Here is a 17,469-nt window from a genome sequence, read left to right on the forward strand (position 1 = left end):
TTAGGGCTACAATGCCGTCGAACGTCTATTCTAATCCGCCCTCCGAAGCCCGCCTTATGTCGACTCCCGTCAATAGCAAACTCCGCGAAGCCGCCCTCGATTACCACGAGTTCCCCACCCCCGGGAAGATCGCGATCGCCCCGACCAAGCAGATGATCAACCAGCGCGACCTCGCGCTGGCGTACTCGCCTGGCGTCGCGTTCGCGTGCGAGGAAATCGTCGAGAACCCGTTGAACGCCGCGCGTTTCACCGCGCGCAGCAACCTGGTCGGCGTCGTCACGAACGGCACCGCGGTGCTCGGTCTCGGCAACATCGGGCCGCTCGCCTCGAAGCCGGTCATGGAAGGCAAGGCCGTCCTGTTCAAGAAGTTCGCCGGCATCGACGTGTTCGATATCGAGCTGAACGAGTCCGACCCGCACAAGCTGGTCGATGTGATCGCGGCGCTGGAGCCGACCTTCGGCGGTATCAACCTCGAAGACATCAAGGCGCCGGACTGCTTCATCGTCGAGCGCGAATGCCGCAAACGCATGAAGATTCCGGTCTTCCACGACGACCAGCACGGCACGGCGATCGTCGTCGCGGCGGCCATCACCAACGGTTTGAAGGTGGTCGGCAAGGACATTAAAGAGGTCAAGCTGGTCTCCTCCGGCGCGGGCGCCGCGGCGCTGGCCTGTCTGGATCTGCTGGTCGATATCGGCCTGCCGCTCGAAAACATCACCGTCACCGATCTGGCCGGCGTGGTGTACAAGGGCCGCGTCGAACTGATGGACCCGGACAAGGAGCGCTTCGCGCGTGAAACCGACGCCCGTACGCTCGCGGAAGCGATCGGCGGCGCGGACGTGTTCCTCGGTCTCTCGGCGGGCGGCGTGCTCAAGCAGGACATGGTCAAGCAGATGGCGGATAAGCCGCTGATTCTGGCGCTGGCCAACCCGACGCCGGAAATCCTGCCCGAACTGGCGCTGGAAGTGCGCCCCGACGCCGTGCTGTGCACCGGCCGCACCGACTACCCGAACCAGGTGAACAACGTGCTGGTGTTCCCGTTCCTGTTCCGCGGCGCACTGGATGCCGGCGCGACGACGGTGACGCGGGAAATGGAAATCGCGGCGGTCAACGCGATCGCCGAACTGGCGCGCCAGGAGCAGAGCGACATCGTCGCGACGGCATATGGCATTCAGGACCTCTCGTTCGGGCCGGAATACCTCATTCCGAAGCCGTTCGACCCGCGCCTGATCGTCAAGGTCGCGCCGGCCGTGGCGAAAGCCGCGATGGACTCGGGCGTCGCCGAGCGTCCGATCGAGGACATGGAAGCCTACGAACAGCATCTGCAGCAGTTCGTGTATCACAGCGGCACGACCATGAAGCCGATTTTCCAGCTCGCGCGCGGCGTCGAGCCGGAGAAAAAGCGCATTGTCTTCGCGGAAGGCGAAGAAGAACGCGTGCTGCGCGCGATGCAGATCATCGTCGACGAAAAGCTGGCCAAGCCGATCCTGATCGGCCGGCCGGCCGTGATCGAGGAGCGCATTGCGCGCTACGGCCTGCGTCTGGCCGCGGGTCAGGATTACACGGTCGTCAATACGGATCATGACGAGCGGTATCGCGACTTCTGGCAGGAATATCACAAGATGATGTCGCGCAAGGGCATCAGCGCGCAGATGGCGAAGCTCGAAATGCGCCGCCGCACCACGCTGATCGGCGCGATGCTGGTCGAAAAGGGCGAGGCCGACGGCATGATCTGCGGTACGGTGTCGACCACGCATCGTCATCTGCATTTCATCGATCAGGTGATCGGCAAGAAGGAAGGCGCGAAGGTCTACGCGGCGATGAACGCGCTGGTGTTGCCGAATCGCCAGATTTTCCTCGTGGATACGCATGTGAACGTCGATCCGACGCCGGAGCAACTGGCCGAAATCACGATCATGGCGGCTGAAGAAGTGCGCCGTTTCGGTATCGAGCCGAAGATCGCGCTGCTGTCGCATTCGAACTTCGGCACGAGCAACGCGCCGACCGCGCAGAAGATGCGCGACACGCTGGCGATCCTGCGCGAACGCGCGCCGGACTTGCACGTGGACGGCGAAATGCACGGCGATATTGCCCTCGACGCGAATCTGCGCCGCGAAGTGATGCCCGACTCGACGCTCGAAGGCGACGCGAATCTGCTGGTGCTGCCGAACATCGACGCCGCCAACATCTCGTACAACCTGCTGAAGACCGCCGCGGGCAACAACATCGCGATTGGTCCGATGCTGCTCGGCGCGGCCAAGCCGGTGCACGTGCTGACGGCTTCGGCAACGGTGCGCCGGATCGTCAACATGACGGCGCTGCTAGTGGCGGATGTGATCGCGGCCCGTTAATCGGCGATCCCGACGAAGCATGGCGCCGGTTGAAGACCGTGCACCATGCAAAAAAGAGGCGCGCCCGCAATGGGCGCGCCTTAGGGTGAACCGGGGATTGCCACCCAGGAAAAACGGCAAGTCAGAAAATTCCGCCTCGAAACGCACAAGAGCTCATTGCCCTTGCCACAGGAAAATCGAACTGTCTGCAGATTCGTGCAAAGCGGCTTGCCGACCGCTCCCACTTGCCCGTCCTCACTTCGATTCGCACCGTTGAGCTAAGTTTAGCTTGCCTAAGCTAAATATTCTGTCAAAACTCGTCAAAGCCGCGCCGGTAGCTGTTTCGCGCCCCATCTGAGGATTTCGCCCGCCCGGCGAGCGTTGATTCCGGGGGCCATTAGCGATACCCTTACGACTTTCATGGTCGTCAAACTCGTGATCTAACAGCGGGGAACCCTGATACATGGCACGCAAGTGGCAACGCATGAAAGGCGTGCTGATCGGTGCTATTACGCTGTGCGTTTTATCCGGCCCCGTGCCAGGCGCGTTCGCGCGCGACTCCACGGCACCCGTCGACGCGAACGCGCAGCTGCAGGGCACCATCGCGCTGGCGCAGTTGCCGCGCGAAGCGGTCAATACATTGAACTTGATTGCCGCAGGCGGGCCTTACCCGTATGAGAAGGACGGCATCGTATTCGGCAATCGCGAACGGTTGCTGCCGGCCCATCGGCGCGGCTATTACCACGAATACACCGTTCCCACGCCTCGCTCACGTAATCGCGGGGCGCGTCGCATCGTCTGCGGAGGTCCGCTGAAGCGAACCGACAATTGTTATTACTCGGACGACCACTACACCAGTTTTAATCGTATTGTTGAATGACATCGGGATGAACGGCATGAGCGACAACGTCTACGCGCACGACTCCGGAGTCGCGACGGATCTTTTCGCGGCCGGCGACGGCAATTTGTTCCAACGCGTCATGCAGATGCGCGCCGGCGATCAGGGCCGCGAGAACCAGAGCGAAGCAGGCACTGTGGTTTCATCGAATGAGGAGCCCATGAGTCTTTTCAAGACCGTACGACCGAACATCGTACAGTCGATCCGCGCGTTCCGCGTGCAGGATCTCGCCGACGAGGCCAGCCAGCTGGGCCAGCACTTTCTCTATGCGTATTGCGCCAACGCGCAGTCGAAGCAGGAAGTACTCGAAACTATCGCGACCTCGTTCCTGTTTCCGAAACATTTCGGCAAGAATTACGACGCGCTGTACGACTGCCTGACCGATCTGGTTCAGAAGGCGGGTGCGCAGCCGGGCTTCGTGATCGTGCTCGAGCAGTTGCCGGTCGCCCAGAAGTTCGATAAGGAAGGGCGCGAGACGCTGCTGGACGTGTTCCGCGAAGCCGCCGAGTTCTGGGCCGAGCGCAAAGTGGCGTTCCGCGTGTTTTATTCGTTCGCTTGAGTTTTTGCCCGCGCGTTGCGCGCTTGGGCTAGTGAAGAAAGGCCCGCCAATCGGCGGGCCTTTGCTTTTGGTGCGAATGTCGGCATAGGCTTGTGCCGCCCTTAATCAGGACGACCAGCGCGCCACGCAAGCCGCTTACCAGCCGCCCCAGCCGGCCGCCAGCGCCGAGAGTACGGCGATGCCGGCAGTTTCGGTGCGCATCACGCGCGGGCCGAGGCCGACGGCGGTGAAACCGTGCGCGGCCGCGGCGGCTTCCTCCGTCGCTGAAAAGCCGCCTTCCGGCCCCACCAGCACCGTCACGCGTCCTTTGGGCGGTTCGGAGGGCAACGCGGAAAAGCTGATGCTGGCGCGCGGCGAGAGCAGAATGCGCAGGTCGCCTTCCTCGGGCGTGCGGGGCATCGAGCCGAGCCAGGTGGCGATCTCGCGCACCGGCATCACTTCCGGCAGGCGATTGCGCCCGCACTGTTCACACGACGCCCGCACAATGCCTTGCCAATGCGCGTGGCGCCGCTGCGCGCGATCGCCGGAGAGGCGCACGACGCTGCGCGTGGTGGTCAACGGCACGAAGCTGGACGCGCCCAGTTCGACGGCTTTTTCGATCAGCCAGTCCATCTTGTCGCCGCCGGCAATGCCCTGCGCGAGCGTGAGGCGATAGGGCGCCTCGACCTCGATATCGCGGAATTCGCGGATTTTCACCGTGGCCGAGCGCCTTTCGACTTCGACGAGTTCGGCGCTGTATTCCCCGCCTTCGCCGTTGAAAAGGACGATCGAATCGCCTGGCTGCAGGCGCAGCACGAGCACGTGCCGAACGACGTCATCGGGAAGCGGCAAGACGTCCTCGGGCTGCAGAGGCGTACCGACGAAAAAGCGAGGCATCAGAAAAATACTCATTGGTTCACGAAAGGTGGCGAGCGAGCGCCCAGCGATAGCCGTCCAGATCTTCGACCTGGGCGAAGCGATCGCCCCAGAACTGATCCTGTGGCTCGCTCAGCGACTTTGCGCCGGCGGCCAGCGCCCGCGCATAGATCGCGTCGACATCGTCGACATAGACATAGAACGATTGCGGTGCGATTGCGCCCGCGCTTTTGGGTGTTTTCGCCGCCGAGCCGAACGCGCCTTCCGGAGCGAACATCACAATCAACTGGCCTTGATAGGTCATCTCGACATGCATGACGACACCGTCGTCCTGGACACTGTCACGTACTTCGAAGCCGAACGCCGCTGTGAAGAACGCGGACGCGGCACGTGCGTCGCGCACCGTCAGATAGGGGGTCAACCAGGGCACACCGGCTGGGCGGGAGGCGGACATGCGATTCTCCGGATTGATGGGGTTGGCGGGGCACGTGGTGCGAGTCCAGGCGGAAATTTGCGTATCGCTATTGCAATCGCGCAATCCGACGGAGCCGTGCATTTTGCCCACGCGTTAGCTTGCTGGCTTTAAGAATTGACTTAGTTTATCGCGCACTGCAGGCGATGCCGAGAACAGTCCGGCATGCATGAGCGCGTCGTAATGCTTCAGGTCCCCGATTGCGCGCGCGTCGATGCGCTCCGTGAGCGTACTGACGCTGAGAGCGGCGGGGTCGAGCGTGTCGCTGGCGGTGGCCATCATCCAGAGCGAGCCGTACAGCGGCACGAACGCGCTCATGGTGCGGACCACGGCGAAGGTCGCGCGCAGATCGTCGAGCAGGCGCCCCACGCGCTCGGCGTGGAAATACGGCGAGCCGAGATGCACGGAGACCGCGGCAATCGGCCTCATGACCCGCTTGAGCCGTTGGTAGAAGGTTTGCGTGTAAAGACCGGCGGCGGGTGAATCCGGCGGCGTCAGGTCGAACACGACGAGATCGAACTGCGCGGGCGCGGCTGCCTCGACGTATTGCGCGGCGTCGCCGATTATCAGTTCGACGCGTGGATCGTCAAATGCGCCGCCGTGCACCTCGGGCAAGTACTCGCGCGTCAGACGTACGACTTGCGCATCCAACTCCGCCACGACAATCCGCCGGATATTCGCGTGCTTCAGCAATTGCCGCGCGGCCCCGCCGTCGCCGCCGCCCAGCACGAGCGCCGCTTGCGGCGACGGATGCGCCAACGCGGCCGGATGCGCCATGCATTCGTGGTAGATGAATTCGTCGCCGGTGGACGTCATCGGGCGGCCGTCGAGGGTGAAAAGCCGGCCGAGTTGCGGTGTGTCCCAAACCTCGATCCGCTGATAAGGCGAATCGACACGCGCGAGGCGTTTCGCGTGCGGAAATCCGTAGACGGCGTCGGGACTCGGTTGAAACAGCAGTGGAGCGCTCACGGATAGCGGGCTCCGTCCGGAGCGCGGTGGGTCGAGATTGAGCAATTGTAAAGGCCGCAGCGCGGCGCGGTTCGGCGGGCGCTTCGAGCCACATGGCCGGACGGCTTTCGGAGCGGGGCGCGGGAAACGTTCTGTTAGAATGTCACGCTTTCAGCCTTGTCCGTTTGCTCTGCCCGTTTCGCGTCTCCTGGCGCCGCACCGTGCGCCAAAGTGAACCGGCATTCGAGCATCCGGGCCTCAAGCGCGCACCGCTTTCTGACTCTGTCTCCGGACTCGACATGACGACCCCGTCTCCCGCACCCACCTCATTGATGGCCAACGCAATCCGCGCGTTGTCCATGGACGCCGTTCAAAAAGCGAATTCCGGCCACCCCGGCATGCCGATGGGCATGGCCGAAATCGGCGTGGCTTTGTGGTCGCGTCATCTGCGCCACAACCCGAAGAACCCGCAATGGGCCGATCGCGACCGTTTCGTGCTGTCGAACGGTCACGGCTCGATGCTGCTGTACTCGCTGCTGCACCTGACCGGCTACGATCTGCCGATCGACGAGCTGAAGAATTTCCGTCAGATGCATTCCAAGACGCCGGGCCACCCGGAATACGGCATTACGCCGGGCGTCGAGACGACCACCGGTCCGCTCGGCCAGGGTCTGGCGAATGCGGTCGGCATGGCGCTCGCCGAGTCGCTGCTCGCCACCGAATTCAACAAGCCTGATGCGAAGATCGTCGACCACCACACGTACGTGTTCGTCGGCGACGGCTGCCTGATGGAAGGCATCTCGCACGAAGCCTGCTCGCTGGCGGGCGTGCTGAAGCTGAACAAGCTGATCGCGTTCTACGACGACAACGGCATCTCGATCGACGGCGAAGTGGTGCACTGGTTCCACGACGACACGCCCAAGCGCTTCGAAGCGTACGGCTGGAACGTGATCCCGAACGTGGTCGGCCACGACGTCGAAGCGGTCGACGCGGCCATCAAGCAAGCCAAGCAATCCGACAAGCCCACGCTGATCTGCTGCAAGACGGTGATCGGCGAAGGCTCGCCGAACAAGGCCGGCAGCCACGATTCGCACGGCGCGGCGCTCGGCGAAAAGGAAGTCGCGGCCACGCGCGAAAAGATCGGCTGGAAGTGGGAGCCGTTCGTGATCCCGCAGGAAGTCTACGCAGCGTGGGACGCGAAAGAAGCCGGCGCGCGCAACGAGTCCGACTGGGACAAGGCGTTCGCCGCGTACGCAGCCAAGTACCCGCAGGAAGCTGCTGAATTCAAGCGCCGCGACGCGAAGCAATTGCCCGCCGACTGGAAAGACAAGGCCAAGGCGATCATCGCCGGCGCGAACGAACGCGCTGAAACCGTCGCGACTCGCAAGGCGTCGCAGCAGGCTATCGAAGCTTTGTCGGCCGTGCTGCCGGAACTGCTCGGCGGCTCCGCCGACCTGACCGGTTCGAACCTGACCAACTGGAAGGCCGCCAAGCCGGTGCGTGTGAACGCCGAAGGCCAGGCTGCCGGCAACTACGTCAACTACGGCGTACGCGAATTCGGCATGAGCGCCGCGATCAACGGCGTCGCGCTGCACGGCGGCTTCAAGGCGTTCGGCGGCACGTTCCTGACGTTCTCGGACTACAGCCGCAACGCGCTGCGCGTGGCCGCGCTGATGAAAGCGCCGTCGATCTTCGTGTTCACGCACGACTCTATCGGTCTCGGCGAAGACGGTCCGACTCACCAGTCGATCGAACACGTTGCCAGCCTGCGTCTGATTCCGCACCTGCAAGTGTGGCGTCCGGCTGATACCGTTGAGACCGCGGTGGCCTGGACCCACGCGGTCGAACATCATGGCCCGTCGGCCCTGATCTTCAGCCGTCAGAACCTGCCGTTCTCGGAGCGTACGGACGCGCAGATCGCCAACATCGAGAAGGGTGGTTACGTGCTGCGCGACTGGAACGACGAAATCGTCGCGCGCAAGGTCATCCTGATCGCCACCGGTTCGGAAGTCGAACTGGCGCTGAACGCAGTCGAGCCGCTGGCGCGCGAAGGCATCGCGGCGCGCGTCGTGTCCATGCCGTCGACCACCGTGTTCGACAAGCAGGACGCCGAGTACCGTGAACGCGTGCTGCCGCATGGCGTGCGCCGCGTCGCGATCGAAGCGGGCGTAACGGATTTCTGGCGCAAGTACGTGGGTCTGGAAGGCGGCGTGGTCGGCATCGACACGTTCGGCGAATCGGCCCCGGCGGGCGTGCTGTTCAAGCATTTCGGCTTCACCGTCGAGCACGTGGTAGAGACGGCAAAAGCCGCCCTCGGCTGATTCTGAACAAGCGTTGCCGCTGGCGTGCGAACGCGCGGCAACGCTGTCAGTCAGACGAACCTGGACGTATTTTTTCAGCCCTCAGGAGATAGACCATGACGATTCGCGTCGCAATCAACGGCTACGGCCGGATCGGCCGCAACACGCTGCGCGCCTTCTATGAAAACGGCAAGAAGCACGATATCGAAATCGTCGCCATCAACGATCTCGGCGATGCCAAGACCAACGCTCACCTGACCCAATACGACACGGCGCACGGCAAGTTCCCGGGCGAAGTGTCGGTAGACGGCGACTACCTCGTTGTCAACGGCGACAAGATCCGCGTGCTGGCTAACCGCAACCCGGCTGAACTGCCGTGGGGCGAGCTGAATGTGGACGTCGTGCTGGAATGCACGGGCTTTTTCACGACCAAGGAAAAGGCCAGCGCGCACATCAAGGGCGGCGCGAAGAAGGTGATCATCTCGGCGCCGGGCGGTAAAGACGTCGACGCCACGATCGTCTACGGCGTGAACCATAACGTGCTGAAGGCATCGGACACGGTGATCTCGAACGCATCGTGCACGACGAACTGCCTCGCACCGCTCGTCAAGCCGCTGAACGACAAGATCGGCCTGGTGAACGGTCTGATGACCACGATCCACGCGTACACGAACGACCAGGTTCTGACGGACGTGTATCACGAAGACCTGCGCCGCGCGCGCTCGGCCACGCACAGCCAGATTCCGACCAAGACCGGCGCGGCTTCGGCTGTCGGCCTGGTGCTGCCGGAACTGAACGGCAAGCTGGACGGCTACGCGATTCGTGTTCCGACGATCAACGTGTCGGTGGTCGATCTGTCGTTCATCGCCGCGCGCGACACCACGGTCGAAGAAGTCAACGCGATCATGAAGGAAGCGTCGGAAGGCTCGCTGAAGGGCATTCTCGGCTACAACGAGGCGCCGCTGGTGTCGATCGACTTCAACCACAACCCGGCTTCGTCGACGTTCGACGCTACGCTGACCAAGGTGTCGGGCCGTCTGGTGAAGGTGTCGAGCTGGTACGACAACGAGTGGGGCTTCTCGAACCGCATGCTGGACACGGCTGTGGCGCTGGCCAACGCGAAGTAACCGACTGCGCCTCGCGCGCATTACGCCCAGCAAAGCCGGCTTCGGGCCGGCGGTGGCTGGGCAAAGAAAAACCGCTCTTCGGAGCGGTTTTTTTTCGCCCGTGCCTGCGCGCCTGCGCTTACGCCTGCGGTTGCACCTGCGCCTGCGCTTGCGGCGTCGGGAAATAGACGCCGGCGCGCTGCGCAGCGTTCGATATATGCGTCTCGATGGCTTTGCCGGCCGCGGCGGAATCTCGCGCCTTGAGCGCATCCAGAATCACGCGATGCTCGTTGTACGTGGACAGCACCAGTTCGCGCCGGTAGAACGGCATGCGCTGGCTTTCCTTCATGATTTCCGCGCTGCTGCTCAGAATCGATTCGATCGCCGCGTTGCCGGCAATGTTGACGATCCGCATGTGGAAGTCGTAGTCGAGGCGGGCGGCTTCGTCGAGTTCGTCGCAGGCGAGCGCCGTTTGCATGGCCGTGATGTTGTCTTCGAACCAGGCGAGGTCGGAATCGCTCACCGCAAGCGCCGCCATGCGCGCGATAAAGCCTTCCAGCGCGAAGCGCATCTGATAGGTGTCCGGCAGCGACGACTGTTCCGCGAAGCGCCACGGATGCACGGCCGAGGCCTGCGAGCTTTCCACGTACACGCCCTTACCCGGCCTGATCACCAACAAACCGAGCGCCTCGAGCGTCGAAAGCGCTTCACGCAACGACGCGCGGCTGATCGCGAGTTCTTCGGAGAGTTGACGCTGCGCCGGCAGCAAACTGCCCACGGGATAGGCGCCCGCTTCGATCCGTTCGCGGATTGTCGCGATGGCGGCATCGGTAACGGTATGCGGGACGTTTTTCATCGTTGTCTCACTGTGGTGGCGCGGTCTGACCAGCATTGTAGTACGTGCTCTGAACGCTCGTGTGGCTTGCTGCGCGTCGCCGTTGATCCGACCCGAAACCGCTCCGAAAACAGCGGGTAAACACCGTTCTATGAATCCTTGACGTCAGTATATCGGCTTCCTACTATTCGAGATAACAGTACTGGTCGGACCAGTCTGAACAGATGTAAATCGCAACCAGGAGGAAGCCGTGTTGAAATTTTTCAATTCGCTGTTTGGCCGGGTCGTCATAGCGCTGGTGGCGGGCATTGTGGTCGGCGCCGTTTTTCCGCATTTCGCCCAATCGCTGCGTCCGCTCGGCGACGGCTTTCTCAAGCTGATCAAGATGGTGATCGGACCCATCGTCTTTTGTGTGGTGGTCAGCGGCATGGCGCATGCCGGCGACTTGCGCAAGGTAGGGCGCGTTGGCCTGAAGGCCGTGATCTACTTCGAGGTGATGACGACGATCGCGCTCGTGATCGGCGCGATCCTCGCGTATGTCACGCGTCCGGGCGTCGGCATGAACATCGATCTGCACTCGCTGGATCCGGCCTCGCTCTCGACCTACACCGAGCACGCCAAGAGCCTCAAGGACACGGCCGGCTTTCTGCTGAAGATCATCCCCGACACGGCGATCAACGCGTTCGCCACCGGCGACATTCTGCAAATCCTCGTGTTTTCGGTGCTGTTCGGCTCGGCGCTGTCGCTGCTCGGCAATAAGGCGCAGCGCGTGAGCAGCCTGATCGACGAACTGTCGCAAGTGTTTTTCCGCGTGATGGGCTTCATCATCAAGCTCGCGCCGCTCGGCGTGCTCGGCGCGATCGCGTTCACCACCGGCACGTACGGCGTCGAGTCGCTCAAGCAACTCGGCATGCTGGTGCTGGTGTTCTATCTGAGCTGTTTCGTGTTCGTGGCCGTCGTGCTGGGCGTCGTCATGCGGCTCGCCGGCTTCAGCATTTTCAAGCTGATTCGCTATCTGCGCGAAGAACTGTCGATCGTGCTCGGCACCGCTTCGTCGGACGCCGTGCTGCCGCAGATCATGCGCAAGCTCGAATGGATGGGCGTCAAGGATTCGACCGTCGGGCTCGTTATCCCGACTGGCTACTCGTTCAACCTCGACGGCTTCTCCATCTATCTCACGCTGGCCGTCATTTTCATTGCGCAGGCCACCAACACGCCGTTGTCGATTCATGACCTGATCGTGGTGGTGCTGGTGTCGCTGGTGACGTCAAAGGGCGCGCACGGCATTCCCGGCTCGGCGATCGTGATTCTGGCTGCCACGTTGTCCGCGATTCCGGCGATTCCCGTGCTCGGCCTCGTGCTGATTCTGCCGGTCGACTGGTTCGTCGGCATTGCCCGCGCGCTGACCAATCTGATTGGCAACTGCGTGGCGACGGTGGTGGTCGCCGTGTGGGAAAACGATATCGACCGGGCGCGCGCCCACCGCGTGTTGAATCGTGACGCGGCGTTGCGTTACGTGCCGGCCGGTGAAGATGCTGAACCCGCTGCCGCCGGCGAGCACGCTCCGGCTGTCTGAACCTGAGAAACCTCAATAGAAACCGCGCGCCATTGCAGCGCGCTTCCAGCGCCGGCAGATTCGAAGCGTGCCGGCTCTCCATCATTTTTTCGCTGCCTGACCGAGACTAGAGACTATGGCTAATCCGATCCTCGACCCCAACGCTCCCGCTTTCACGCGCCGCTACATGAACCTCGCCGACCCGCGTCTGGGCGCGAAGGCGCTCTTCGCCAGCGACGAATTCTTCGCGCCGAAAGAACGCATGCTGGAGCCGCAGCCGGCGGTGTTCATCCCCGGCAAATATGACGACCACGGCAAGTGGATGGACGGCTGGGAAACCCGCCGCAAGCGCACCACCGGCCACGACTACTGCGTGATCCGTCTCGCGCACCCGGGCGTCGTGCATGGCGTGGATCTCGACACGAGCCACTTCACCGGCAACTTTCCACCGGCGGCGTCGATCGACGCCTGCTACACGGACGGCGACGCACCGCCCGATAACGCCGACTGGCAAACCCTCGTGCCGGCCACCACGCTGCAGGGCAACCAGCACCACTACGTCGACGTGAGCGACGCGCGCGCTTTCACGCATTTGCGCGTGAATCTGTATCCGGACGGCGGCCTCGCGCGCTTGCGCGTGTACGGACAGCCCAAGCGCGATTGGGAGCGCGTGGAGCGCGGCACGCTGCTGGATCTGGCGGCGATCGAGAACGGCGCGTATCTGGTCGCGGCGAACAACCAGCACTTCGGGCCGGCCTCGCAGATGCTGATGCCGGGCCGCGGCGTCAACATGGGCGACGGCTGGGAAACCCGGCGCCGTCGCGAGCCGGGCAACGACTGGGCGATCGTCGCGTTGGCCCGGCCGGGCGTGATCCGCAAGATCGAAGTGGATACGGCGCACTTCAAGGGCAACTTCCCGGACCGCTGTTCGCTGCAAGCCGCGTCGGTGACGGGCGGCACGGACGATTCGCTCATCACGCAAGCGATGTTCTGGCCGGTGCTGCTCGGCGAACAGAAACTGCAGATGGACCACGTTCACACCTTCGCGGACAACCTTGCTGCGCTGGGCCCGGTCACGCATGTTCGTTTCAACATCTTTCCTGACGGCGGCGTGTCGCGCCTGCGCCTGTGGGGCGAAATCGCATAGCGGAGTGGCGTCGATGAAGACATTGCAGATGGAACGCCTCACGCGCGCGGCCTTCGCGCCGTTCGGCGATGTGATCGAACTGGACGGCGCGCGGCATTTCGCCATCAACGGCGGCACGACCGAGCGCTATCACGACCTGGCGAGCGTCGACGTGACGGAGAACGGCGGCCGGCCGCTGATCAACCTGTTTCGCGCGCAACCGCGCGCACTGCCGGTCGAGATCACGATGATGGAGCGTCATCCGCTCGGCAGCCAGGCTTTCATTCCCTTAACTGCGGGGCGTTATCTGGTGGTCGTCGCGCCGCCCGGCGAGTTCGATCCGGCGCGGATGCGCGCCTTCTGGACCGACGCCTGGCAGGGCGTGAACTACGCGAAAGGCGTCTGGCATCACCCGTTGCTCGCGCTCAATCGGGTGAGCGATTTCGTGGTGGTCGATCGTGGCGGCGAGCAGCCCAATTGCGACGAATTGTCATTGGCGGAGCCGTGGCGGCTCACGTTCGAAGCCAGCGCCGAACTGGTGGAATAGGATCGCAACCGCTCCCCAAAAAACACCGCCGCGAATGCAAAAAGACCCGGCCGATTCGCATCGGCCGGGTCTTTTTTTGCCCGCCTGACCGCGCACCCCAGCGCGGCCGACACCGCGTCAATGCTTGCGATGCGGGCAGTTTTCCTTGGTGCAGGCGCCATACAGCGCCAAAGCGTGTTCCTGCAGCTTGAAGCCGCGTTCTTTCGCGATGGACTGCTGACGGCTCTCGATCTCCGAGTCGAAAAATTCTTCGACGAGCCCGCAATCGAGGCACACGAGGTGGTCGTGGTGCGACCCTTCGTTCAGTTCGAACACCGCCTTACCCGACTCGAAATTGCTGCGCGAGAGCAGGCCGGCCTGCTCGAATTGCGTCAGCACGCGATACACGGTTGCAAGACCGATATCGAGTTCTTCGTGCAGCAGGTTGCGATACACGTCTTCGGCCGTCAGGTGGCGCACCGGGCTGTGCTGGAAAATCTCAAGGATTTTGAGGCGCGGAAGGGTCGCCTTGAGCCCGATATTCTTGAGATCGGTTGGATTGGTCATGACAAGGGATCCCTAGAGTACAATGCTGGGCTCTCATAGTAATGTGTTTTTGCCGTTCTGGTCATCTTCGATGGAATGAAACTCGCGCGGCTCGTCAGCGGGCCCGCACGGTGAGTGAAATGATTTCAAAATCTCAATTGATCTACCGGGGGAGCCGCATGCGGGGTACCTTGATCGCTGTTGCGACTGTCGCGGTTCTTGCCGGATGTTCCACTTACGACAGCCTGACACAGCGTATTGCCCAAAGCATCACGCCGTACCGCATTACCGTGGTGCAAGGCAATTTCGTCTCGAAAGAAGCGGCTGCACAGATGCAGGTCGGCTTGTCCCGCGCGCAGGTCAAACAACTGCTCGGCACGCCGCTCCTGACCGACATGTTCCACGCGGATCGCTGGGACTACGTGTTCTATTTCAAGCGCGGCTCGACTAGCGTCGTGCAGCAGCGCGACTTTGTAGTCATGTTCGCGGGCGACCGCGTCGCCAGCTGGTCGGGTGGCGACGATCTGCCGTCCAACCTCGAGTTGCTGGCTGAAATCGACGGCGACAAGCTGGGCAAGAAGAAGGCCGCAGCGGCCGTGGCAAGTGGCGCGAGCGCTGCAAGCGCGCCGGAGGCTGTTGCCGCGCCGGCTACGCCGGACACCACGCGTTCGCCGGCCGTTGCCGGTGCTGCCGCAGCGGGCGTGCCGTCCACGGACGCCAACGCCGAAGCCGCGCAAGCCGCCAATCGTGCGACCAATGCCGTGCAGTTGTCGCCCAATGCGCGTCCGAGCGTGCCGAGCGCGCCGACCGCCAACGGCGGCGGCATCCCGCAACAGGGCCCGACCGCCGCGGGTCAGCCGCAGTTCCAGTTCCACCGTCCGCCGCCGCCGCAAAATCCGGGTACGGACAACAGCAATCCGGTTGGACCGACGGGCCCGCAGAGCAGCAACGGCGGCCCGACGTACAACGCGCCGCTGACCTCGACTCCGGCTTCGGGAACGGGCGGCTAATCTCGCTGTCCGTGTGTTAAGACGGGCGCTGCGCGCGGGCAACCGCACCGTGCAAAGCGTCCGTCCGGTTCTTCGTTTTTTCAGTCATGCGCGGCGCCCGGGTGTGCTGCCCGCCGCCGCTTTTGCCCGCCTTTGCCGGGCTGTGCCTTTCGAACCCTCGTAGCCATGAAAATTGCCATTGCTGGCGCATCGGGCCGTATGGGCCGCATGCTCATCGAAACAGTCCTCAACGATTCTGACGCCACGTTGTCCGGCGCGCTCGACCGCGCGGGCTCCCCGCAACTCGGTCAGGACGCCGGCGCATTTCTGGGCAAACAGACGGGCGTCGTGCTGACCGACGACGTCGAGCGGGTGTTCGCCGAATCCGATTACCTGATCGACTTCACGCGCCCCGAAGGCACGCTGATGCATCTCGAAGCGGCGCAGCGTCACAACGTCAAAATGGTGATCGGCACGACCGGCTTCGACAACGAGCAGAAGGCGCAACTGCGCGCCGCGGCGGACAGGATCGCCATCATGTTCTCGGCGAACATGAGCGTCGGCGTGAATGTCACGCTGAAGCTGCTCGAATTCGCAGCCAAGCATTTCGCGACCGGCTACGACATTGAAATCATCGAGGCGCATCATCGTCACAAGGTCGACGCGCCGTCCGGCACGGCGCTGGTCATGGGCGAGGTGATCGCCAACGCGCTCGGCCGCAATCTCGACGACTGCGCGGTCTACAGCCGCGAAGGCGTGACCGGCGAACGCGACCCGTCCACGATCGGTTTTTCGGCGATTCGCGGTGGCGACATTGTCGGCGACCATACGGTGCTGTTCGCGGGCATCGGCGAGCGCATCGAAATCACGCACAAATCGGCGAGCCGTCTGTCGTACGCGCAAGGCGCGCTTCGCGCTGTGCGTTTCCTCGAAGGCCACGCAACCGGGCTCTTCGACATGCAGGACGTTCTCGGCCTGCGTTGAGCGTGTCCTGAGCGAACCGAAGGGGCATCGCGCCCTGTGTTCGCGTCCCTGAAATCACAACTCCACGGCGAGGTCAGATGGCAGGCAGCAGCGGCATCATCCATTACATGCAAACCAGCGATGCCATCACGCATGGCGTCGCGTATGTGCTGCTGGCCATGTCGATTGCGAGCTGGTGCTTTCTGATCGTCAAAAGCTGGGTTCTTACGCGCGCGAGGCGCCAGGCTACGCGCGCTATTGCGCTGTTCTGGCAGGCGCCCACGCTGTCCGAAGGCGTCGCGGCGTTAAAGCGCGCGGACCGCGAGCGCGTCTTCACGCCGCTGGCCGAAGCGGCGCTGCATGCGTCTGAAGTGGATATTCCAGGCGCGCTGCTCGCTCGTGTCGAACGCGGCGAGCGGGTGCTGCGGGCGCTGCGTCAGGCGCTCAGCGCGTCGCAGCGGCGGCTCGAATTCGGCCAGGTGCTGCTGGCGTCGGTGGGCAGCACGGCGCCGTTCGTCGGTCTGCTCGGCACCGTGTGGGGCATTTATCACGCGCTCGGCAGCATCGCGGCGAGCGGTCAGGCGCAGATCGAAAACGTCGCGGGGCCGGTCGGCGAAGCGCTCATCATGACCGCCTTCGGCCTCGTGGTCGCGATTCCGGCCGTGCTTGCCTACAACGTGCTCGGGCGGGTGGTGCGGCAGTTGTCGGAGGAACTCGACGGCTTCGCGCACGACCTGCACGCCTACGTGTGCGCGCCGGCGGAGCAAGGCCATACGCAGACGCCGTCGCGGGCCCAGCAGGCCCCGACCCACTAAGCGCGCTCGGGCGGAAGGAGGCGATATGGCATTCGGCGGACTCGAGAAAAAACAGACGGCCGCGCCCATGGCCGAGATCAACATGACGCCGCTGATCGACGTCATGCTGGTGCTGCTGGTGATTTTTATCATTACCGCGCCTTTATTCACGCACGCGATCCGGCTCGATTTGCCGAAAGTCGCGGCCGCGCCCGCGCGTCAGACGCCGCAAACCATTTCCCTTTCCATCGACGCCACCGGCAAGCTCTACTGGGACGGCAGCGTGATCACGCTCGAGCAGATGCGCGCGCGTTTCGCGCAAGCGGGCAAAGAGAGCGATCAGCCGGAGATCCAACTGCGCGCCGAGCGCTCCACGCGCTACGAGGTGATCGCGCAGGTGATGGGCGCGGCGCAGCAGGCCGGTCTAGAGCGGATCGGTTTCGTGACGGATCCGCCTCCGCCGGCTGCGAAGCCGTAGCAACGCCGGAATCTTCGAAGGTGGCGGCTAGTGTGGCCGTTGCGCTTCCGGGGCGCGTGCGAGTTGCTTTCGCACCGCGCGCCGCAAATACTTGCCGAGCCGAGCCGAGCCGAGCCGAGCCGAGCCGAGCCGAGCCGAGCCGAGCCGAGCCGAGCCGAGCCGAGCCGAGCCGAGCCGAGCCGAGCCGAG

At 63.5% G+C, this 17,469-nt stretch carries 17 protein-coding genes; 12 read left to right on the forward strand and 5 right to left on the reverse strand.

Annotation, left to right across the window (positions count from 1 at the left end):
• Positions 1 to 11 precede the first annotated feature (11 nt).
• The 3 genes from ACFSNN_RS03355 (at position 12) to ACFSNN_RS03365 (ending at position 3,787) form a co-directional block, all read left to right on the forward strand.
• Positions 12 to 2,351: an NADP-dependent malic enzyme gene (locus ACFSNN_RS03355; protein ID WP_134457804.1), complete on the forward strand. Its 2,340-nt coding sequence runs from the start codon at positions 12 to 14 to the stop codon at positions 2,349 to 2,351.
• Between the two features lie 442 nt (positions 2,352 to 2,793).
• Entirely contained in the window at positions 2,794 to 3,210 is a 417-nt protein-coding gene (locus ACFSNN_RS03360; RefSeq protein WP_012434350.1) for a ribonuclease, read from the forward strand.
• Between the two features lie 7 nt (positions 3,211 to 3,217).
• The gene (locus ACFSNN_RS03365; RefSeq protein ID WP_106311033.1) at positions 3,218 to 3,787 is read left to right on the forward strand and encodes a barstar family protein; all 570 of its coding nucleotides are present in this window, start codon (positions 3,218 to 3,220) and stop codon (positions 3,785 to 3,787) included.
• A 135-nt stretch (positions 3,788 to 3,922) separates the two neighbouring features.
• Here the strand turns inward: ACFSNN_RS03365 and ACFSNN_RS03370 are convergent, their stop codons facing one another.
• From ACFSNN_RS03370 to speE, 3 genes are all read right to left on the reverse strand, one after another.
• Positions 3,923 to 4,663 carry a 16S rRNA (uracil(1498)-N(3))-methyltransferase gene (locus ACFSNN_RS03370; RefSeq protein WP_134459098.1) on the reverse strand — a complete coding sequence of 247 codons (741 nt, stop codon included), beginning with the start codon at positions 4,661 to 4,663 and terminating at the stop codon, positions 3,923 to 3,925.
• A gap of 19 nt (positions 4,664 to 4,682) precedes the next feature.
• Positions 4,683 to 5,096, reverse strand: a complete 414-nt coding sequence (locus tag ACFSNN_RS03375; RefSeq protein ID WP_134457805.1) for a VOC family protein — start codon at positions 5,094 to 5,096, stop codon at positions 4,683 to 4,685.
• Positions 5,097 to 5,210: 114 nt separating this feature from the next.
• Entirely contained in the window at positions 5,211 to 6,083 is an 873-nt protein-coding gene (gene speE, locus ACFSNN_RS03380) for a polyamine aminopropyltransferase (protein ID WP_134457806.1), read from the reverse strand.
• 278 nt (positions 6,084 to 6,361) lie between these two features.
• Between speE and tkt the strand changes: the two genes are divergently transcribed.
• Together tkt and gap are read left to right on the forward strand one after the other, a co-directional pair.
• The gene (tkt, locus tag ACFSNN_RS03385) at positions 6,362 to 8,383 is read left to right on the forward strand and encodes a transketolase (protein WP_134457807.1); all 2,022 of its coding nucleotides are present in this window, start codon (positions 6,362 to 6,364) and stop codon (positions 8,381 to 8,383) included.
• Positions 8,384 to 8,478: 95 nt separating this feature from the next.
• Complete coding sequence (gene gap / locus ACFSNN_RS03390) at positions 8,479 to 9,489, forward strand: type I glyceraldehyde-3-phosphate dehydrogenase (RefSeq protein WP_012434345.1); 1,011 nt, start codon at positions 8,479 to 8,481, stop codon at positions 9,487 to 9,489.
• 118 nt (positions 9,490 to 9,607) lie between these two features.
• Here gap and ACFSNN_RS03395 read toward each other — a convergent pair whose 3' ends face one another.
• Entirely contained in the window at positions 9,608 to 10,324 is a 717-nt protein-coding gene (locus ACFSNN_RS03395; protein ID WP_134457808.1) for a FadR/GntR family transcriptional regulator, read from the reverse strand.
• A gap of 229 nt (positions 10,325 to 10,553) precedes the next feature.
• On the opposite strand from ACFSNN_RS03395, the gene ACFSNN_RS03400 reads away from it, so the two are divergent.
• From ACFSNN_RS03400 to ACFSNN_RS03410, 3 genes are all read left to right on the forward strand, one after another.
• On the forward strand, positions 10,554 to 11,879 hold the full coding sequence (locus ACFSNN_RS03400) for a C4-dicarboxylate transporter DctA (RefSeq protein WP_134457809.1): 1,326 nt from the start codon (positions 10,554 to 10,556) through the stop codon (positions 11,877 to 11,879).
• Between the two features lie 115 nt (positions 11,880 to 11,994).
• On the forward strand, positions 11,995 to 13,005 hold the full coding sequence (alc, locus tag ACFSNN_RS03405) for an allantoicase (protein WP_134457810.1): 1,011 nt from the start codon (positions 11,995 to 11,997) through the stop codon (positions 13,003 to 13,005).
• A gap of 13 nt (positions 13,006 to 13,018) precedes the next feature.
• Positions 13,019 to 13,531 (forward strand): ureidoglycolate lyase, encoded by a 513-nt coding sequence (locus ACFSNN_RS03410; protein WP_134457811.1) that lies wholly within the window; start codon positions 13,019 to 13,021, stop codon positions 13,529 to 13,531.
• Positions 13,532 to 13,648: 117 nt separating this feature from the next.
• On the opposite strand, the gene fur is transcribed toward ACFSNN_RS03410, so the two are convergent.
• Complete coding sequence (gene fur, locus ACFSNN_RS03415) at positions 13,649 to 14,077, reverse strand: ferric iron uptake transcriptional regulator (RefSeq protein WP_012434340.1); 429 nt, start codon at positions 14,075 to 14,077, stop codon at positions 13,649 to 13,651.
• 158 nt (positions 14,078 to 14,235) lie between these two features.
• Here fur and ACFSNN_RS03420 point away from each other — a divergent pair, with 158 nt between their 5' ends.
• The 4 genes from ACFSNN_RS03420 (at position 14,236) to ACFSNN_RS03435 (ending at position 17,280) form a co-directional block, all read left to right on the forward strand.
• Positions 14,236 to 15,066: an outer membrane protein assembly factor BamE gene (locus tag ACFSNN_RS03420; RefSeq protein ID WP_134457812.1), complete on the forward strand. Its 831-nt coding sequence runs from the start codon at positions 14,236 to 14,238 to the stop codon at positions 15,064 to 15,066.
• A 165-nt stretch (positions 15,067 to 15,231) separates the two neighbouring features.
• Complete coding sequence (gene dapB, locus ACFSNN_RS03425) at positions 15,232 to 16,029, forward strand: 4-hydroxy-tetrahydrodipicolinate reductase (protein WP_134457813.1); 798 nt, start codon at positions 15,232 to 15,234, stop codon at positions 16,027 to 16,029.
• 77 nt (positions 16,030 to 16,106) lie between these two features.
• Positions 16,107 to 16,823, forward strand: a complete 717-nt coding sequence (locus tag ACFSNN_RS03430) for a MotA/TolQ/ExbB proton channel family protein (RefSeq protein ID WP_134457814.1) — start codon at positions 16,107 to 16,109, stop codon at positions 16,821 to 16,823.
• A gap of 25 nt (positions 16,824 to 16,848) precedes the next feature.
• Positions 16,849 to 17,280, forward strand: a complete 432-nt coding sequence (locus tag ACFSNN_RS03435; protein ID WP_134457815.1) for an ExbD/TolR family protein — start codon at positions 16,849 to 16,851, stop codon at positions 17,278 to 17,280.
• Positions 17,281 to 17,469 lie beyond the last annotated feature (189 nt).

Source organism: Paraburkholderia dipogonis (assembly GCF_042680985.1).
Classification (GTDB): domain Bacteria; phylum Pseudomonadota; class Gammaproteobacteria; order Burkholderiales; family Burkholderiaceae; genus Paraburkholderia; species Paraburkholderia phytofirmans.

Bases quoted from the DNA above. Each gene is read 5' to 3' on its own strand.
- ACFSNN_RS03410 (WP_134457811.1), top strand. From the start codon at position 13,019: ATGAAGACATTGCAGATGGAACGCCTCACGCGCGCGGCCTTCGCGCCG.
- ACFSNN_RS03375 (WP_134457805.1), bottom strand. From the start codon at position 5,096: ATGTCCGCCTCCCGCCCAGCCGGTGTGCCCTGGTTGACCCCCTATCTG.
- tkt (WP_134457807.1), top strand. From the start codon at position 6,362: ATGACGACCCCGTCTCCCGCACCCACCTCATTGATGGCCAACGCAATC.
- alc (WP_134457810.1), top strand. From the start codon at position 11,995: ATGGCTAATCCGATCCTCGACCCCAACGCTCCCGCTTTCACGCGCCGC.
- ACFSNN_RS03365 (WP_106311033.1), top strand. From the start codon at position 3,218: ATGAACGGCATGAGCGACAACGTCTACGCGCACGACTCCGGAGTCGCG.
- ACFSNN_RS03430 (WP_134457814.1), top strand. From the start codon at position 16,107: ATGGCAGGCAGCAGCGGCATCATCCATTACATGCAAACCAGCGATGCC.
- dapB (WP_134457813.1), top strand. From the start codon at position 15,232: ATGAAAATTGCCATTGCTGGCGCATCGGGCCGTATGGGCCGCATGCTC.
- ACFSNN_RS03360 (WP_012434350.1), top strand. From the start codon at position 2,794: ATGGCACGCAAGTGGCAACGCATGAAAGGCGTGCTGATCGGTGCTATT.
- fur (WP_012434340.1), bottom strand. From the start codon at position 14,077: ATGACCAATCCAACCGATCTCAAGAATATCGGGCTCAAGGCGACCCTT.
- gap (WP_012434345.1), top strand. From the start codon at position 8,479: ATGACGATTCGCGTCGCAATCAACGGCTACGGCCGGATCGGCCGCAAC.
- ACFSNN_RS03420 (WP_134457812.1), top strand. From the start codon at position 14,236: ATGCGGGGTACCTTGATCGCTGTTGCGACTGTCGCGGTTCTTGCCGGA.
- ACFSNN_RS03355 (WP_134457804.1), top strand. From the start codon at position 12: ATGCCGTCGAACGTCTATTCTAATCCGCCCTCCGAAGCCCGCCTTATG.
- ACFSNN_RS03370 (WP_134459098.1), bottom strand. From the start codon at position 4,663: ATGCCTCGCTTTTTCGTCGGTACGCCTCTGCAGCCCGAGGACGTCTTG.
- ACFSNN_RS03435 (WP_134457815.1), top strand. From the start codon at position 16,849: ATGGCATTCGGCGGACTCGAGAAAAAACAGACGGCCGCGCCCATGGCC.
- ACFSNN_RS03395 (WP_134457808.1), bottom strand. From the start codon at position 10,324: ATGAAAAACGTCCCGCATACCGTTACCGATGCCGCCATCGCGACAATC.